Origin of the sequence: Microbacterium sp. PM5, assembly GCF_003293595.1 — a bacterium.
Lineage (GTDB): Bacteria > Actinomycetota > Actinomycetes > Actinomycetales > Microbacteriaceae > Microbacterium.
In genome coordinates, this window is the sequence record NZ_CP022162.1 from 161416 (window position 1) to 179343 (window position 17928).

Annotated in this window: 12 protein-coding genes; 11 read left to right on the forward strand and 1 reads right to left on the reverse strand. The window is 69.9% G+C overall.

From position 1 onward, the window contains the following. Nucleotides 1-11 precede the first annotated feature (11 nt). Nucleotides 12-2555: a glycosyl hydrolase family 65 protein gene (locus CEP17_RS00790; RefSeq protein ID WP_112930899.1), complete on the forward strand. Its 2544-nt coding sequence runs from the start codon at nt 12-14 to the stop codon at nt 2553-2555. A 6-nt stretch (nt 2556-2561) separates the two neighbouring features. Here CEP17_RS00790 and CEP17_RS00795 read toward each other — a convergent pair whose 3' ends face one another. Further along, a complete protein-coding gene (locus tag CEP17_RS00795) occupies nt 2562-3725 on the reverse strand; it encodes an NAD(P)-binding domain-containing protein (RefSeq protein WP_112930900.1) in 1164 nt (387 codons plus the stop codon). A 71-nt stretch (nt 3726-3796) separates the two neighbouring features. Between CEP17_RS00795 and CEP17_RS00800 the strand changes: the two genes are divergently transcribed. From CEP17_RS00800 to CEP17_RS00845, 10 genes are all read left to right on the forward strand, one after another. Next, nucleotides 3797-6001, forward strand: a complete 2205-nt coding sequence (locus CEP17_RS00800) for a DNA polymerase III subunit gamma and tau (protein ID WP_204359844.1) — start codon at nt 3797-3799, stop codon at nt 5999-6001. Nucleotides 6002-6004: 3 nt separating this feature from the next. Further along, nucleotides 6005-6598 carry a recombination mediator RecR gene (gene recR, locus CEP17_RS00805; RefSeq protein WP_036286253.1) on the forward strand — a complete coding sequence of 198 codons (594 nt, stop codon included), beginning with the start codon at nt 6005-6007 and terminating at the stop codon, nt 6596-6598. Further along, nucleotides 6598-7512, forward strand: coding sequence for a DMT family transporter (locus CEP17_RS00810; protein ID WP_112930902.1), 915 nt, complete (start codon nt 6598-6600; stop codon nt 7510-7512). Before recR ends, CEP17_RS00810 begins: the two co-directional genes overlap by 1 nt. A gap of 150 nt (nt 7513-7662) precedes the next feature. After that, nucleotides 7663-8163, forward strand: coding sequence for a hypothetical protein (locus CEP17_RS00815; RefSeq protein WP_112930903.1), 501 nt, complete (start codon nt 7663-7665; stop codon nt 8161-8163). After that, nucleotides 8160-9863 carry a serine/threonine protein kinase gene (locus CEP17_RS00820; RefSeq protein ID WP_112930904.1) on the forward strand — a complete coding sequence of 568 codons (1704 nt, stop codon included), beginning with the start codon at nt 8160-8162 and terminating at the stop codon, nt 9861-9863. The genes CEP17_RS00815 and CEP17_RS00820 overlap by 4 nt, the downstream gene beginning before the upstream one ends. A gap of 186 nt (nt 9864-10049) precedes the next feature. Beyond that, the gene (pstC, locus tag CEP17_RS00825) at nt 10050-11069 is read left to right on the forward strand and encodes a phosphate ABC transporter permease subunit PstC (RefSeq protein ID WP_112930905.1); all 1020 of its coding nucleotides are present in this window, start codon (nt 10050-10052) and stop codon (nt 11067-11069) included. Then, entirely contained in the window at nt 11069-12346 is a 1278-nt protein-coding gene (gene pstA, locus CEP17_RS00830; protein WP_112930906.1) for a phosphate ABC transporter permease PstA, read from the forward strand. The genes pstC and pstA overlap by 1 nt, the downstream gene beginning before the upstream one ends. Next, on the forward strand, nt 12343-13899 hold the full coding sequence (gene pstS / locus CEP17_RS00835) for a phosphate ABC transporter substrate-binding protein PstS (protein WP_112930907.1): 1557 nt from the start codon (nt 12343-12345) through the stop codon (nt 13897-13899). The genes pstA and pstS overlap by 4 nt, the downstream gene beginning before the upstream one ends. Before the next feature lie 210 nt (nt 13900-14109). After that, nucleotides 14110-16641, forward strand: a complete 2532-nt coding sequence (locus CEP17_RS00840) for a hypothetical protein (RefSeq protein ID WP_112930908.1) — start codon at nt 14110-14112, stop codon at nt 16639-16641. 65 nt (nt 16642-16706) lie between these two features. Next, nucleotides 16707-17921 carry a hypothetical protein gene (locus tag CEP17_RS00845; protein ID WP_036316992.1) on the forward strand — a complete coding sequence of 405 codons (1215 nt, stop codon included), beginning with the start codon at nt 16707-16709 and terminating at the stop codon, nt 17919-17921. The last annotated feature ends 7 nt before the right edge of the window (nt 17922-17928 follow it).

Sequence of the window (17928 nt, forward strand, 5' to 3'; positions counted from 1 at the left end):
GGATGGACAGGATGGATCGCGACCGTTTTCCGATCGACCCGTGGCGCCTCGTGGAGACGCGCTTCTCCCTGGACGACGTCGGGGTCACCGAGACGCTGTTCGCGCTCGGCAACGGCTATCTGGGCCTGCGCGGCAATCAGCCCGAGGGCCGCCACGCCCACGAGCACGGCACGTTCATCAACGGCTTCCACGAGATCTTCCCGATCCGTCACGCCGAGCAGGCCTACGGCTTCGCCGAGGTCGGGCAGACGATCATCAACGCTCCGGACGCCAAGGTCATGCGCGTCTACGTCGACGATGAGCCCCTGTCGTTCGACGTCGCCGACATCCGCGAGTACGAGCGCGCGTTGGACATGCGCGCGGGCACGCTCACGCGTCACATCCGGTGGATGACGCCCAGCGGCAAGGACGTCGTGATCGACTTCGAGCGGATGGTCTCCTTCGAGGAACGTCATCTCGCCGTCATGCGCGTCACCGTGACGGTGCTCAACAGCGATGCGCCGGTGACGATCAGCTGCCAGATCGTCAACCGCCAGGACGGGCAAGACGTCTACGGTGGATCGGCGCCCGGCGGCGCTGCGAAGAAGGGCTTCGACCCGCGCAAGGCGGAGAAGATCGAAGACCGCGTCCTGCACCCCGAGGAGTACTGGCAGGACGGCGATCGCGTCGCCCTGTCGTACCGGGTGAACGCGTCGGGGATGACGATGGCGGTCGTCGCCGACCACATCGTCGACACCGAGAACGAGTACTCCTCGCGCACGCTCATCGAACCCGACATCGCGAAGAACGTCTATCGCGTACAGGCGAAGGCGGGCGTGCCGGTGACGGTCACGAAGCTCGTCAGCTATCACACGTCGCGCGGCGTCCCCGCGCGCGAGCTCGTCGATCGGGGTCGCCGCGCGCTCGATCGCGTGGGTGCCGAGGGCGTCTCTCGGCAGTTCGAGCGCCAGCGGGCCTGGATGGACGCGTTCTGGGACCGCTCCGACGTCGCCATCGGCGGTCACGACGACCTGCAGCAGGCGACACGCTGGTGTCTGTTCCAGCTCGCGCAGGCAGCGGCCCGCGCCGACGGTCAGGGCGTTCCCGCCAAGGGCGTGTCGGGCTCGGGGTACAGCGGTCACTACTTCTGGGACACCGAGATCTACGTGCTCCCGTTCCTCATGTACACGACCCCGCTCTGGGCTCGCAACGCGTTGCGGATGCGCTACCTCATGCTGCCGGCCGCGCGTCGTCGTGCCGTGCAGCTCAACGAGGCGGGGGCCCTCTTCCCGTGGCGCACGATCAGCGGTGAGGAGGCGTCGGCCTACTACGCCGCCGGCACCGCGCAGTACCACATCAACGCCGACGTCAGCTTCGCGCTCGCCAAGTACGTGCGTGCCACGGGTGACGACGAGTTCCTCTACCGCGAGGGCGTGGACATCGCCGTCGAGACGGCGCGGCTCTGGGCCACGCTCGGGTTCTGGCGCTTCACCGAGGACGGCCAGCCCGAGGTGTTCCACATCCACGGCGTCACCGGTCCCGACGAGTACACGACGGTCGTCAACGACAACCTCTTCACGAACGTGATGGCGCGCTTCAACCTGCGTTTCGCGGCGCGTGTCGTGCGCGAGATGGCGCAGGATGCGCCGGAGCACTACGCGCAGATGGTGGAGCGGCTCTCGTTCGACCCGGCGGAGGCGGACGCGTGGGATGCCGCCGCGGAGGCGATGCACATCCCGTACAGCGAGGGCCTCGGCATCCATCCTCAGGACGAGGTGTTCCTCGAGCGCGAGGTATGGGATCTGGAGAACACGCCGCCCGAGCAGCGTCCGCTGCTGCTGCACTTCCACCCGCTCGTGATCTACCGGTACCAGGTGCTCAAGCAGGCCGATGTCGTGCTGGCGCTGTACCTGCAGGGCAATCACTTCACCGACGAGGAGAAGCTGGCCGATTTCGAGTACTACGACCCGCTGACGACGGGAGATTCGACGCTGTCGGCGGTCGTCCAGGCGATCCTTGCGGCCGAGGTCGGGTATCAGGATCTGGCTCTGGAGTACTTCTCGCAGTCGATCTTCGTCGACCTCGGCGACCTGCACCACAACGCGTCCGACGGGGTGCACGTGGCCTCCGCCGGCGGCGTCTGGACCGCGCTGGTCGCCGGCTTCGGCGGCATGCGGGATCACTACGGCGAGCTGAGCTTCGATCCGCGCCTGCCCAAGGCCTGGCCGTCACTGTCGTTCACCCTGCACTGGCAGGGCACGCCGCTGAAGATCGAGATCACCGCGGAGCAGCTGCGCGTGGATGCCGGTGCCGGCGAGCCGGTCTCCTTCTCGGTGCGCGGCGAGACGTTCGTCGTCGGACCGGACTCGACGCTGACGGTGCCGCTGCGCGGTCAGGGGCCTGAGCTGTCGGGTCGTCCCACGATCAGCGACATCGGCGACGCCCTGCGCGAAGACGGCACGTTGCTGTCGGCTTCCGTGCCGACGATGACGACCTCGATTCCGGTGATCACCGGCAGCATCCCGATCGTCGGGGCGATGCCGGGCGACGACGCGAACCTCGGCATCGACTCCTGAGTCCCGTCACACCGTCGCGGAGGCGACGGCGCGCGACACCGATGGGCCCGCACCAGGGCTGCGGTGCGCATCCGTCTCGGCGGCGATGGCGCGCGCCGCGTCGCGCCCCGCGCGGTTGGCGCCCACCGTGGACTGCGAAGGGCCGTAGCCGATGAGGAACAGGCGCCCATCGTCGAGCGCGCGACCGTTCGCCACGCGGACTCCGCCCGCCGCGGTCCGCAGGCCCAGGGGGGAGAGGTGGGCGATGTCGGCGCGGAAGCCCGTGGCCCACAGGATCGCGTCGGCGGGTTCGAACGTGCCGTCCGGCATGCGCACGCCGTGCTCTTCGATGCGCTCGAACATGGGGTGGCGCACCAGCACTCCGCGTTTCTCAGCGGCTCGCGCCCACGGTGTCCAGTGCTGGCCCGTGACGGAGATGACGCTTCCCGGCGGGTCGCCGCGGCGCACGCGCTCCTCGACGCCGGCGATCGCGGCGACGCGCGCGGCGGTGTCGAACTCCGCGGCATCCCATCGCACGTCTGCGCGCGTGACCCAGAACGTGTCGGCGACGTGGGAGATCTCCTCCAGCAGCTGCACGGCCGAGATCCCCGCGCCGACGATGACGACGCGCTGCCCGGCGAACTCATCGGCCGACACGTAGTCGTGCACGTGCAGTTGACGACCGGCGAAATCCTCCTGGCCGGGGTAGTGGGGCCAGAACGGGCGTCGCCACGTGCCGGTCGCGTTGATGACGTACCGCGCGAACCATGCGCCTCGGTCGGTCTCGATGCGCAGGAGACCGTTCGGGTCGTCGTCGACCCGGCGAACCGCGCGCACGATCACCGGACGGTGCACGCGCAGATCGAAGCGACGCTCGTAGTCCGCGAAGTACGCGGGCAGCACGTCCGCGCTCGGCGCCATCGGATCGGCGGGCGGCACGGGTGCGCCCGGAAGCTCGTAGATGCCGTTGACCGTTCCCATCCGCAGTGACCGCCAGCGATGCTGCCACGCCCCGCCGGGAGCGGCGTCGGCGTCGAGCACCGCGAAGGTGCGGGCGTCGCCGTCGCCGTCGCCGTCGCTGGGTGCGGGGACGAAGCCGCGGCGACGCAGATGGTATGCGGCCGACAGGCCCGCCTGGCCGGCACCGATGACGATGACGTCCACCGTCGCGGTGGGGACGTCGATGCTCATGTCCGCTTCAACGCTCCGCACCCGGCGATGTTCCCGACCTGGATGTCGGGAGCACACCGTAGTCTGTTCTGGTGACCACCGCCCTGTACCGCCGCTACCGACCGGAAACGTTCGGCGAGATGATCGGGCAGGCGCAGGTCACCGAACCGCTCATGACGGCGCTGCGCAGCGACCGCGTCGGCCACGCCTACCTCTTCAGCGGTCCGCGCGGCTGCGGCAAGACGACGTCGGCCCGCATCCTCGCGCGCTGCTTGAACTGCGCGGCCGGCCCGACCGACACGCCCTGTGGTGTCTGCGACAGCTGTGTCGAGCTCAGCCGCGGCGGCGGAGGTTCACTCGATGTGGTCGAGATCGACGCGGCATCACACAACGGTGTCGACGACGCCCGCGATCTGCGCGAGCGCGCGATCTTCGCCCCCGCGCGCGACCGCTTCAAGATCTTCATCCTCGACGAGGCGCACATGGTGACCGCGCAGGGCTTCAACGCCCTGCTCAAGCTCGTCGAGGAGCCGCCGGAGCACGTCAAGTTCATCTTCGCCACCACCGAGCCCGAAAAGGTCATCGGCACGATCCGCTCGCGCACCCACCACTATCCCTTCCGCCTGGTCGCTCCCGCGGCGATGCTCGAGTACGTCGAACAGCTCTGCGTCCAGGAAGGGGTGCAGACCGAAGCCGGCGTGCTTCCGCTGGTGGTGCGGGCCGGCGGCGGCTCGCCACGCGACACCCTGTCGCTGCTCGATCAGCTCATCGCCGGCTCCGACCCCGTGGACGGCGAGAACGGGGCGACGGTGCGGTACGAGCGCGCCGTCGCGCTGCTGGGGTACACCCACGGCGCGCTGCTCGACGAGGTCGTCACCGCGTTCGCTGCGCACGACGCGGCCGCCGCCTTCGCTGCCATCGATCGGGTCGTGCAGACCGGGCAGGATCCGCGCCGGTTCGTCGACGATCTGCTCGAGCGGCTGCGCGACCTCATCATCGTGGCCGCCACGGGAGAGGGCGCCGGGGCGGTGCTGCGCGGCATCCCCGCCGACGAGCTCGAGCGGATGGGGCGTCAGGCCTCTGCCTTCGGCACCGATCGTCTCTCGCGCATCGCCGATCTCGTCGTCGGCGCCCTCGATGACATGAGCGGGGCGACGTCTCCGCGCCTGCAGCTCGAGCTGCTCGTGGCCCGGGTGCTGGCTCACACCGCCGATGCCGCCGCCGCGGTGCCCGCTGCGCCTCCCGCGACGCCCGCCGTGCCTCCCGCGGTGTCGGGCGCCCTCGCGGCGGCGACCACTGTAGCCGCGGCGCCGGCAGCGCCCGCGCCGGTTGCCGCCCCCGAGACCCCGGTGGTTCCGGTCGTTGAGCGAGCGAGCGCAGCGAGCGAGTCGAAGCGCCCCGAGCCCGAGCCCGCGCCCGCCCCGGTCGTGCCGAGCGGTCCGATCACCGTCGCGCAGGTACGTGACGCGTGGCCCGAGATCTTGCAGCGTCTGGAGCCCGTGAGCCGATCGTCGTGGATGATCGCCGTCGACGCCACCCCGGTCGCGTTCGCCGACGACGTGCTGACGCTGAGCTTCCGCACCCAGGCGGATGTCGCCGCGTTCAAGAAGCTCGCGGCGGGCAAGGGCCCCAGCGAAGACCTGCGCGGTGCGATCCGTGAGGTTCTCGGCATCCGCGTGAAGTACGTGGCGCGGTTCGACGCCGAGGCGACCGCCGAGCCGCCCGCCTCGGGTTCTCCGACTCCACCGGCCGACGGGCCTCGCGCCGACGGCGGCTCCTCTGGGGCGACCCGCTCCGACGGCGGCGAGCGGCCTCGATCGACGCCGACCATCGCATCGTCCGCTGCCGCGCCGGTGACGGAGTGGGCAGTGGCGCGGATTCCGAGCGACCCCGCGCCACAGGCTTCGGCGCCGAGCGAGTCCGCGGGTGGTACGGCGGCGTCCGCTCTGGCCACCGCTGCTCCTGCCGCGGTCGGGCTGGCAGTCGACGAAGAGCCCGAGGACGCCACCGCCGAGCCGGTGCGTACATTGACGATCCCGCGGGACGGCACCGTGCTGCCGACGACGACGGAGTACACGCACACCGACGACGACGCCCCCGACGAGGACGAGTTCCCGCCGCCGTTGGACGACGCTCCGCTGCCGCCGCGCGCGCCCGTCGCCGTCGAACGCACCGCCCCGCCCCGCGCACCCCGTTCCGGCGGCATCGAACGCGTCGGTGAGGCGGTCGTCCGCCAGGTGCTGGGGGCGACGTTCGTGCGCGAAGAGCCGTACACACCGCCGACGAGGTTCAGCTAAGCCATGTACGACGGCATCGTCCAAGACCTCATCGACGAGTTCGGCCGCCTTCCCGGCATCGGGCCGAAGTCGGCGCAGCGGATCGCGTTCCATATCCTTCAGACTCCGACGTTCGACGTCGCGCGTCTGTCGCACCTGCTCGGTGAGCTTCGCGAACGCGTGCGCTTCTGCGAGATCTGCGGCAACGTGAGTGAGCAGGAACGCTGTGCGATCTGCCGCGATCCCCGTCGTGATCAGACCTTCATCTGCGTGGTCGAGGATGCGAAGGACGTTTCGGCCATCGAGCGCACGCGCGAGTTCCGTGGGCTCTACCACGTGCTCGGCGGCGCCATCAGCCCGATCGCCGGCATCGGACCCGACGACCTGCGCATCACACAGTTGATGCAGCGCCTCGCCGACGGCACGGTGCAGGAGGTCATCCTCGCGACGAACCCGAACCTCGAAGGAGAGGCCACCGCGACCTACCTCAGCCGGCTGCTGCACACCCTCGAGATCCGCGTGACCCGCTTGGCGTCCGGTCTTCCGGTGGGTGGCGACCTCGAGTACGCCGACGAGGTCACCCTCGGGCGCGCCTTCGAGGGGCGCCGGGCCGTCTGATGGCGCCGGCCGTCTCCGGTCGTGCCTGGGCGCTGTACGCGCTGATGGCGGTGCTGTGGGGCATCCCGTACCTGTTCATCAAAGAGGCGGTCGACTCGCTGACACCGGCCGCCGTCGTCGCGGGCCGCACCCTTCTCGGCGCGGCGGTGCTGCTGCCCATCGCGCTGCGACGCCGAGCCCTTCGGCCGGCGCTGGCGCTCTGGCCGTGGGTGCTGGCCTTCGGGGCCACCGAGATGGCCGGGCCTTTCCTCTTGCTGGGGCACGCGGAGCAGACGCTGCCGTCCGGGCTCACCGGTCTGCTGGTGGCGACGGTCCCGCTGTTCGCCACCGGGATCGCCCTCGTGCGCGGCGACCGGTCCGCTCTGAGTCCGGCCCGCGCCGTCGGACTCGTCGTCGGCTTCGCCGGCCTGGTGGTCATCGTCGCCGGCCCCGGCCTCGCCGTCGCCGAGCCGGCGCAGGCGCTGGGGGCCATCGCTCAGGTCCTGCTCGTCGCCCTGCTCTACGCGATCGCGCCGTTCATCATCGCCACCAAGCTCGCTCACGTCCCCGCGCTCGGCACCATCACCCTGTCCCTGCTCGCGGTCGGCCTCGCCTACCTGCCGTTCGCGCTGCTGACCCAGCACGAGCTTCCCACCGTCCGCAGCGGACTGTCGCTCGTCGCGCTCGGCATCCTGTGCACCGCGCTGGCCTTCCTGGGCTTCTTCGCGCTCATCGGCGAGGTCGGTCCCGTGCGTGCGCCGCTGTTCACCTACGTCAACCCGGTCGTCGCGATCCTGCTGGGCGTGCTGCTGCTCGGCGAGCCGTTGTCGCCGGGGCTGCTGCTCGGCTTTCCGCTCGTGCTCATCGGCTGCTGGTTCGCCGCGACGGGAGGTCGGCTGCGTCTGCGACGTCAGGCGCCGCCGTTCGCGCGCTAGGGTCGTGCACGTCTCCGGCTCGACGCGCTACCCCTCGTCCGCCGGATCGACGCCCGGCGTTCACCGGTTCGTCCGGTCGCCGTCGCCTCGGACCGCCACTCTTCCCTCGCGGCCGTGTGCACGACCTCCGGTGTCGCGAAAGGGAGAATCATGTCCGCGCGTCTTCTCTACGCGCATTTTCCCGCGGCTTCGCACAAGAGCGCCCTCGAATGGATGCGCGTCGTCGCCGAGATCGCATCCGGGCATCCGGGCGTCGGACCCTTCGCGAGTGGTCAGGAGCCGTTGCCGGCCCTCGAGCCCGCCGTCGCATGGCGTTTGGTGAGCGAGAACCGGCGTGAGATCGCACGGGGATGCCGTGTGTTCACCGATGAGGGGGCGGCCCGCATCGATCTGGCGCAGCTGTTGCGCGCGGCATCGACGTTCGAGATCCACACCAGTCCGGCGCCCCGGTTGCGCAGCACCGGGTGGTTCGTCAGCGCGCGCGGATCGCTCGTGATGATGGGCGCTCGTCGCTACGAGAAGCGCTCGGCCGCCGAGAGCGCTGCGGCTCTCGCGGTGCGCCTCATGCAGGAGCTGGCCGCCACCGCGTCGCGCGGCACCGACCCCGGGCGCGGCCGGCCGGCACCGGTGGACCCGCTGATCCTGCAATGAGCGACGGCCTCATCGCCGAACGGTTCCGTCTCCGGAAGCTCCGGGGAAGCGGCGGCACGGCCGCCGTCTTCGAAGCCGATGACACACGGCACGGGCGCCGCGTGGCCGTGAAGCTGCTGCACCCGCATCTGGCCGTCGGGCCGGTCGCCTGGGAGGCGTTCTTCGAAGAAGTGCGGGCTGCGCAGGCGATCGCGCATCCGAACATCGCCGAGGTCTACGACGCGGGTCTCGCGCCGGGTGATCCACCCGTTGCATGGATCGCGATGGAGCTCGTCGAGGGCGTCACTCTCGCCGACCACGTACGAGAGCGCGGGCCATTGACCATCGTGGATGCCGTGGCCGTCTTCGCCGCCGTCCTCGACGCGACCGGCGCCGCGCACGCCGGCGGTGTCGTCCACCGCGACATCACGCCATCGAACATCATGCTCACCTCCCGCGCGAGCGCCGACGCGGACGGCACGGTGAGCGGCATCCGGCTCCTCGACTTCGGTCTGGCCGATGTGCCGGGGCGCACGACGCGCGGCGCGGACCCGCTGCTGAGCGGTGCGGCATCCGAAGGGGCGGACGCGGGCGTCGTCGCCAGCGTTCCCTATGCCTCGCCGGAACAGCTCTCGGGTGAGGCGGTCGGAGAAGCGAGCGACATCTACCAGATCGGTGCCACGCTCTTCTTCGCGCTGACGGGACGTTCGCCGTTCGAGGGCGAGACTGCGGCAGTCGTCCGCGCGCACCTGTCGGCGCCCCCACCGGTGCCGTCGGCGCGTCGTCGCGGCATCCCGCCGGCTCTCGACCGGCTCGTCACGACCGCCATGCTGAAGCGCCCGCAGGATCGATACCCCGATGCCGCCGCGATGCGCGCCGCTCTCGACGCCGTCGTCGACGTGGGGCCGGGCGAGGCGATGGCCGCATCGCCCACGGTGGCGACACGTGTGTATCGCACGCGGCTGCCGGGCGGCGATGTCCCCACCGGCGGCAGCGGGCTGCCCCTCGCCTCCACACCGGGGCCCCCGCCCGCACCTCTCTCGCACACGCGCGGGGCGTGGAGGGCGCCTCTCATCGCCGCCGGACTCATCGCCGCCGTGACCGCCGCTGCCGGCTGGTCGGCCATGGCCGCCTCGACGCCGGAGAACCCGATCGCGACAGCGGGCGCCGCCGCGACGGCGACGGCGACGTCGGCCCCGAGCGCATCACCGGCCGACACTGCGGCGGTGAGCGCGCGCCGCGTGGTCCCGGATGTCCGAGGGCTCACGGTCGACGAGGCGGTGAGCACGGTGGAGCGGGCGGGACTGACGGTCGGTGACATCGGCCGCGACGACGGACCCGCGGTGCGCGACACCGTGCTCGCCTCGGTGCCCGCCGCCGGCGACGAGGTCCGTGCGGGCGCCGTGATCGCGCTGCGCGCGGCGTCAGGCCTCAATACTGTTCCCGTCGTGACGGGGATGGTGCCGGCGGAGGCACAGGGCGTGCTGTCTGCCGCCGGCTTCTCCTCTCGTGTGGCCGTCGGCGGCTCGGGTGTCCCGGGCGTCGTCGCCGAGACCGCACCGGGGCCGGGGCAGGTCGCTGCGGTGGGCGCGGTCGTGGTGCTGCGGGTTCCCCCCGAGGCGTCCGCGACGCCGCGCGCGTCGGCGAGCCCGTCGCCGACGCCCCTGCCGTCGGCGACCCCGACGGACACGCCCCCGGCGACGGAGCCTCCCCGACCATGACGGACACCTCTCGCACGCACAGCGGTCATGCGTGCGACACGATTGCAGCGGTCGTCGTTCACCCTCCCGCGTCATCCTGGCTCCGCGAAGCCCCTCCCGAGGGCTCCGCCGCGCGCGCGTTGCGGAACGACCAGCGTCGCTCGGCCTCGAGATCCGCCCACCCGTTCCGCACGCCAGGGAGGCGCCATGACCACTGACTCCGTGACGGAGGTCATCCCGGCATCCCCGACCCCTCGGCCGCGGTCGCTGGTCTCGCGTCCCGTACAGGCGGACCGGGTCTTCCGTGCCGTCTGCTACGCGGCCGGAGGCATCACCGTGGCGATCATGCTCGCCGTCGGGGTGTTCCTCTCCGGCCGTGCCGGCGAGGCGCTCGCCCGCTCGGGGCCGGCGTTCCTGTGGACCCAGGCGTGGTCGCCGGAGGGCGGAGACGGCCAGTTCGGCATCGCCGCCGTGCTCTTCGGCACCGTCACGATCGCGTTCATCGCTCTGTCGATCGCGTTGCCGCTGTCGCTGGCCACGGCGCTGCTGATCAGCGAAGTGGTGCCCGGGCGCATCAGATCCACGCTCATCTCCCTCGTGGATCTGATGGCTGCCGTGCCCAGCGTCGTCTTCGGCCTGTGGGGTGTGTTCTTCCTGCAGGCGAATGTCATTCCGGTCTCGCAGTGGATCTCCACCTACTTCGCGTGGATTCCCCTCTTCGCCGTCACCGACCCTTCGGGCGCCCGCGTGACGGATGCCGGCGCCTTCACGTCCTCGGCCTTCATCGCCGGCATCGTCGTCTCGCTCATGATCGTCCCGACGCAGACCTCCGTCATGCGCGAGGCCTTCTCGCAAGCGCCGCTGGGTGAGCGGGAGGGCGCGCTGGCCCTGGGATCGACGCGGTGGGGGATGATCCGCACGGTCGTGCTGCCGTTCGGACGCGGCGGCATCATCGGCGGCACCATGCTCGCGCTCGGACGGGCGCTGGGGGAGACCATCGCCGTCGTCATGATCATCTCGCCCATCTTCACCATCAACTGGCAGGTGCTGAAGACGGGAACCAACTCCGTGTCGGCGCTGATCGCTCTTCGCTACGGCGAGGCCAGCCAGTTCGGTCTGTCCGCGCTCATGGCCGCAGGCCTCGTGCTGTTCATCATCACACTGATCGTCAACTTCACGGCATCCACCATCGTCGCCCGCAGCCGGTCGGGTGCGGAGAGCAACTGATGGCGATCATCGAAACAGTCCCGCGGTCGCCGGCCGCGCACGAGCAGTCGCCGAAGGTCCGCACCGCGATCCCCGTCCGTCACGACGAGGTGGGACAGCGGCGAGACCTGCGCAGCGTGCCGCTCGACGACGCGTTCAACGTGATCGGCGCGGTGGCAGCGGGCATTGCGGTCGCGACGCTGCTGTTCGGCTGGCTGACACCCATGACGGGGTTCATCGGATGGCTGATCATCTCGTTCATCGCCTTCCTCGGCATCTACGCGGTGCTCTCGTCGCTGCGTGCCGATCGCCTCACCGTCAGTGAGCGGATCATGACGGCCCTCTTCTACTCGGCGGGAGCGATTCTGCTCGGCGCCTTGGTGTTCGTGCTCGGGTATACGGTCGTGCGCGGTGTCCCGGCGCTGATCAACCCGAACTTCTTCGTCGAGACGATGAAGCTCGCCGGACCGCTCGAACCGCTCAGCGTCGGGGGCATTGCGCACGCGATCGTCGGTACGCTCATCCAGATCTCGATCGCCCTCGTCATCACGATCCCGCTCGGAATCACGACGGCGGTGTTCCTCAACGAGATCGGCGGTCGCTTCGCCCGGTTCGTGCGGACGATCTCCGACGCCATGACCGCGTTGCCGTCGATCGTCGCCGGCTTGTTCATCTACGCCGCAATCGTCACCCTCGTCACGCACCAGCGGTCCGGGTTCGCGGCGGCGCTCGCGATCAGCGTCATGATGCTGCCGATCATCATCCGCGCCTCCGACGTCGTCCTCCGCCTCGTGCCGAACAATCTGCGGGAGGCATCGTACGCCCTCGGCACGACCCGGTGGCGGACGGTCTGGCACGTCGTGCTTCCGACCTCGCGCTCGGGTCTGGTCACCGCAGTCATCCTCGGCACCGCGCGCGGCATCGGCGAGACCTCGCCCGTGCTGTTGACCTCGGGCGTGACGGCCGAGATGAACCTCAACCCGTTCAGCGGCCCGATGATCTCGCTGCCCCTGCAGGTGTTCGACTTCGTCAAGTCGCCCGAGCCGAACATGATCGCCCGAGGTTTCGGCGCGGCCGCCACACTCGTGCTGCTCGTGCTCGCCCTGTTCCTCATCGCACGCCTCATCGGCGGGCGGGGGCCCGGGCAGCTGAGCGACCGGCAGCGTCGCGCGGTCGCCGCGGCATCCGCGCGAGACCTCGGGCGCATCGAGGATGCCGCCGCGCGCACGCCGCGTGCGCAGCCCACGGCATCCGCTTCGCCAGAACCCACCCATTCGAACGAGGAGAACCCGTCGTGATCGCGCGAGCCCGCTGGTACCGTTTCGCCGCCGCGACCGTCGTCGCCGCGCTGATCGCGCTGATCCCGCTGCCTGCGCAGGCGGCCGAGTCGTATGTCCCCATCTCGGGCTCAGGATCGACCTGGTCGCAGAACGCACTCGACCAGTGGCGCAAGAACGTCGCGGGCAACTACGGCATGACGGTGAACTACTCCGGAACCGGCTCCTCGGCCGGTCGACAGGACTTCATCAACCAGACCGTCGACTTCGCGATCAGTGAGATCCCGTTCCAGGCCCACCCGGAAGACGGATCGGCGCCCGAGATTCCGGCCACGACCTACTCGTACATGCCGATCGTCGCCGGAGGTACCTCGCTGATGTACAACCTCAAGATCGCCGGCAAGCAGGTGACGAACCTGCGACTGTCGGGCGAGGTCATCGCGAAGATCTTCACCGGGGCCATCACCAACTGGAACGATCCGGCCATCCAGGCCGACAACCCCGCGCTCGCGATGCCCGACAAGTCGATCACGCCGGTCGTGCGCTCGGACGGGTCGGGCACGAGCGCCCAGTTCACACTGTGGATGTCGTCCCAGTTCCCGAGCATCTGGACGCGCGGCATGACGTCGCAGTTCCCGTCGCTGAGCGGAGCCTTCAAGGCGCAGAGCGGATCGCTCGGCGTCGCCGGCTACGTCAGTCAGAACTACGGTGAGGGTGCGATCACCTACGTCGAGTACTCGTACGCGCTGAAGTCGGGCTTCCCGGTCGCCAAAGTCCTGAACAAGTCGGGGTACTACGTCGAGCCGACCTACCAATCGGTCGCGGTCGCGCTCATGGGCGCGGCGATCAACTCCGATCTCACACAGAACCTCGACGGTGTCTACAACAACGCCGACCCTCGCACGTACCCCATGTCGAGCTACTCGTACATGATCGTTCCCACCCAGCCGACGAAGGTCTTCACCGCGGAGAAGGGGAAGACGCTGAGCAAGTTCGCGGACTACATGATCTGCGAGGGGCAGCAGCAGGCATCCGCGCTGGGGTACTCGCCGCTGCCGATGAACCTCGTGCAGGCGGCCTCCGACGTCATCAAGACGATCCCCGGAACCGTCGGCGGCGTGGACTTCAACAGCTGCAACAACCCGACCTTCAAGCCGGGCGACTCACCGTCGAACAATCAGCTCGCCGCCACCGCTCCGATGCCGGCCGACTGCGACAAGCAGGGAACGACGCAATGTGCCACCGGCACGGGGGGAGCGACCGTCGACACGCCCGTGACGGGTACCGGCGGATCGGGGCAGGCGACGAGCGGCTCCGGCGCCGCCGACGCCGCCGCGCCGGCGGCCGCCGCCGGCGCCGCGGCGGGCGGGTCCGACCCGGTCTACGATGCGAACGGCAATCTCGTCTCCGGAGCGAGCGCCGGTGGTGCGAAGGCGGTGTCGTCGCCGTTCACCCTCGCCTCCGACGGCTGGGGAGTGCCGCAGATCACGATGCTCGTCGCGTGCGCGTTCCTGCTCGCCGCCATCGTGCTGCCGCCGCTGCTGTCGCGACGCCTGCGCGGCTCGAAGCGCTGAGCACGTCGGTCACCCCGCGCCCCTGCGCGTGACGGGGCGCCTATTCGGCGTGCCTATTTTTTCCGTCTGATCTGGACATTAAAGCGTTCTCATGTTGAGTACGGGCTGGAGCAGGCTCGTTCCCAGGCGATTCATCTGATGTCCACAACCCGCCCATACCTTGATCGCATCCGGCGTAGGTCGCCGCGAATCCCTGGAGAAATCTTGAACGTGTTGCCGCGTACCCGACGCCGCACCTGGTTCGCTTCCGGACTCACCGGAGTGCTCACCGCCGGTGCCGTCTTCGCCCTCGTGGCGGGGCTGGGCGTGACGATCGCGCCGACCGGAGCTCGTGCCGCGGACTCGAGTCAGATGACGGTGACTGCCAAGGCCCAGGACCGGGATCTCGCCTCGGCGCCGATGCCCGATCTGGCGGTGACCGTGTCGCAGACGACGGACCTCGTCAACCAGGGGATCACGGTCAGCTGGACCGGCGCCAAGCAGTCGCAGCCCCCCGTGCCGGGTAGCGGGGGCACCAACTTCCTGCAGATCTTCCAGTGCTGGGGCGACGATCCGACCGACCCCACCCGTCCCGATCGCACCACGTGCGAGTACGGCGCGTTCAACAGGGCCGGCCAGACCCGAGACGGGGCACGGACGCCCGGCAGCGTGGCCGCGCAGGACCAGCAGTACACCGCGCCGGGAACGAACTTCTTCACCCCCACCATTACGGCGATTCCTTTCCGATCCGCGACCGGAAAGGTCATCGCGACCGTCGTCGACGGCAAGAAGGTGCCGGATGCCGTGAGCGTGAACGTCAACGAGTTCCAGACCAGCTACACGACGAACGAGATCCCCTGGGCCGGCAGCGGCCGCGACGGCGCCGGCTCGGTCGCGTTCGAAACGCACACCGCGCTGCAGTCGATCGGACTCGGATGCGGAGCCGCCGTCGGCGCCGGCGCGAGCGCGACCGGCGCGCCGTGCTGGCTCGTCGTTGTGCCCCGCGGCGTGAACGACGTGGGCGAGACTCAGAACTCCTCGTCGGGACTCTTCTGGGACAACTGGAAGCACGCGCTCGCCGTCCGTCTGCAGTTCCGACCCATCGGCGCGCACTGTGCGATCGGCGCCGCGGAGCGCCAGCTGCAGGGCAGCGAGCTCGTGGCGAACGCGATCCAGTCCTGGCAGCCGACGCTCTGCGGGCAGGCCGGGGGAGCCATCTACTCGCACCTGACCAGCGTCGAGTCGAACGCCGTGGTGGCGGCAGCCGCCGACCCCTCGGCGCCACTCGCCCTGACGTCCCAGCCCCTGCCCGTCGCCGACGGCCAGAAGGATCCGCTCGCCTACGCGCCCATCGCCCTGACGGGACTGTCGGTCGCATTCGCCGTCGACCGCACCGCGCCGAACAGCTCCACGGCGCCGGGTGGTGTGGCGGAACGCACCAATCTGCCGTTCACGCAGATGAAGCTCACTCCGCGGCTGATCGCCAAGCTGCTGACGTCGTCCTATGTCGAGTCCTTGCCGTATGGGGCCGACAAGACGGAGATCGGCTATAAGGACAACGCAAACCCCGGGAGCAACGCCTACAACCTCGCGGAAGATCCGGACTTCCGGTCCATCAACGACGCGGACTGGCAGTACCAGGGTCTTCGCGGTCTGGTCTTCGCCGGGCTCCTCGTTCCGCAGGGCCGATCCGACGGCGCCGTCGCGATCTGGAAGTACATCCTGGCCGACGCGGATGCCCGCGCCTTCCTCAACGGCGATCCTGACCCGTGGGGGATGAAGGTCAATCCCTGGTTCTCCACCAATCCGCGGATCAACCCCACGGGAACGGCTCTCGGTATCCCGATGGACAACTATCCCAAGGCCGACCCCATCGAGAGCCCCGCGGACAAGACGGAAGGAACTCCTCCGATCAACCTGGTGACCTGGCGGCCGTACACCAACGATTACGACTCGGGCGGAAAACTGACGCTTCAGGGCGATGCGCTGCTGCTGGGGTCATGGGATCCGCAGGCGAGCCCACCCAAGTTCAGCAAGACGGTCCGGCGTCTCCCCGGATATCAGGCGGTCATGAGCGTGACCGACCTCGGCGCATCGGAACGGTACGGCGTCCACACCGCGGCGCTCCTGAACCCCGCCGGCACGTTCGTCGCTCCGACGACGTCGAGCCTCACTGCTGCCGCTGCCGCCATGACGCCCGTGGCCGGCTCGTCCGGGATGGTGGCCTTCGACCCGGCCTCACCGCAAGCGGCGGCGGCGACAGACGCGTATCCGCTGGCCATGCCGGTCTACGCGGCGGCCCGCACGGACGGGAAGGATGCCGAGCTGCGCTCCAGCTACGCGTCTTTCATCCGCTACGCGGTGGGCGCCGGCCAGCGACCCGGATCCGCCGACGGACAGCTCCCCGAGGGCTACGCACCGATTCCGACGGCGTGGGTGGGGGCGGCCACCGAGGTCGCCGACCGCATCGCTGCGGGGCCGGTCGCGCCCTCGCCGCAGCCCTCGGCTCCGAGTTCCGCGACGGTCGTCAGAGCACCGGCCCCCGCCGCGGCCGCGCCGGTGAGCTCCAGCGACTCGTCGGGGACGTTGCCGCCCCAGCCGGCGGCGACAGGCGCCGCGATGTCGCTCAGCGCCAGCACGACGCCCGCCGATCCCGTCGCCGCGACCGGCGCGGTGGTTCCCATCGCTCTTCTCGCGGCCGTCGCAGCCGTCATCGTCAGCGCCCTCACGGGCCGCCGGCGACGGATGCCCTCACAGACTTGAGCCCGCTCACCGGGACCAAGACGACGCACACTCGCGTCGGACCCTTCACCTTCGAAAGGCAAACCATGAAGTTCAAGAAGACTGCGTCGTTCGGCGCGGTTGTCGCGCTCGCCCTCGCCGGCGTCGCGTTCGTGGCGGCGCCGGCCAACGCCGAGCCGACCACTCCCACCGGCGGCTACACACTCGCCGGTTCCGACACCATCCAGGACGTCGTCAACGCCCTCGTGAACGGCACCAGCGTCACGGGCTCGTTCGTGCAGGTGAAGGCATCCGGTGTGCCGAACGCGTCCTTCGACGCGTTCCCGAACACCGGCTCGGGCAGCTTCATCCAGACCAAGTCCGGCAGCCAGTTCAAGTACTTCCTGCGTCCTTCCGGCTCGGGCGACGGCATCAACTCGATGATCGCGTCGTTCAACCTCAAGAACAACGGCTACCAGTGGTCCAAGACCGGCTCGCAGAGCCTGCAGGGCTACGTCGACATCGCGCGCTCCTCGGGCGGCCCGAAGACGCTCGACTCGAACCAGTCCAGCCCGGCTGCCAGCGACATCGCCTTCGTCCCCTTCGCCCGCGACGCCGTCTCGTACGCGTACGTCGAGGATGCCTCGTGGAGCCAGTCGCAGAAGGACGCGGTCGCGGCCCTCAGCGGCGCGGACCTGAAGAACCTCTACGACGGCACCCAGCCGGTCGCCGGTGTCACCCTGCGCCCGCTGCTGCCGCAGTCCTCTTCGGGCACCCGCAAGTTCTTCCTCGGCAACGGCGGCGGAACGGGCCTCGGCTACTCGAACAACAACAAGCCCGCGGGCGTCGCGACCGGTGACGACGCCAAGCAGGAGAACGTGGCGACCGAGCTGAGCGCCGTCGGCGTCGGCGCGGTCATCCCCTTCTCGGCCGCCGGCTGGATCGCCCAGTCCAACGGTGCCGTTCCGTTCAACTCGATCGCTGCCGCCAACACCGCTCTCGGCTCCGCCGGCAGCGTCAAGCTGGGCAACCCGCTGTCCTCCTCGACGACGGTCTACACCGGCACGTCCTCGCTGACGCCCACCGCCGCCTACTACGCAAGCACCACGTGGGGACGCAACACCTACCTCGTCACCGCGCTGTCCGCGCTCGCGAACGATGCCAAGGTCGCCGCGCTGCTCGACCCGACCAAGACCGGCGCGACCAGCCTCGCTGGCTACGGGACGCTTCCGTCCACCCCGGGAGCCGTGAAGACGAAGTTCGGCTTCCTCGCGCCGTCGACGACGAACATCGTCTACGCCCTGTCCTCCGACACCTACTGATCTGCCG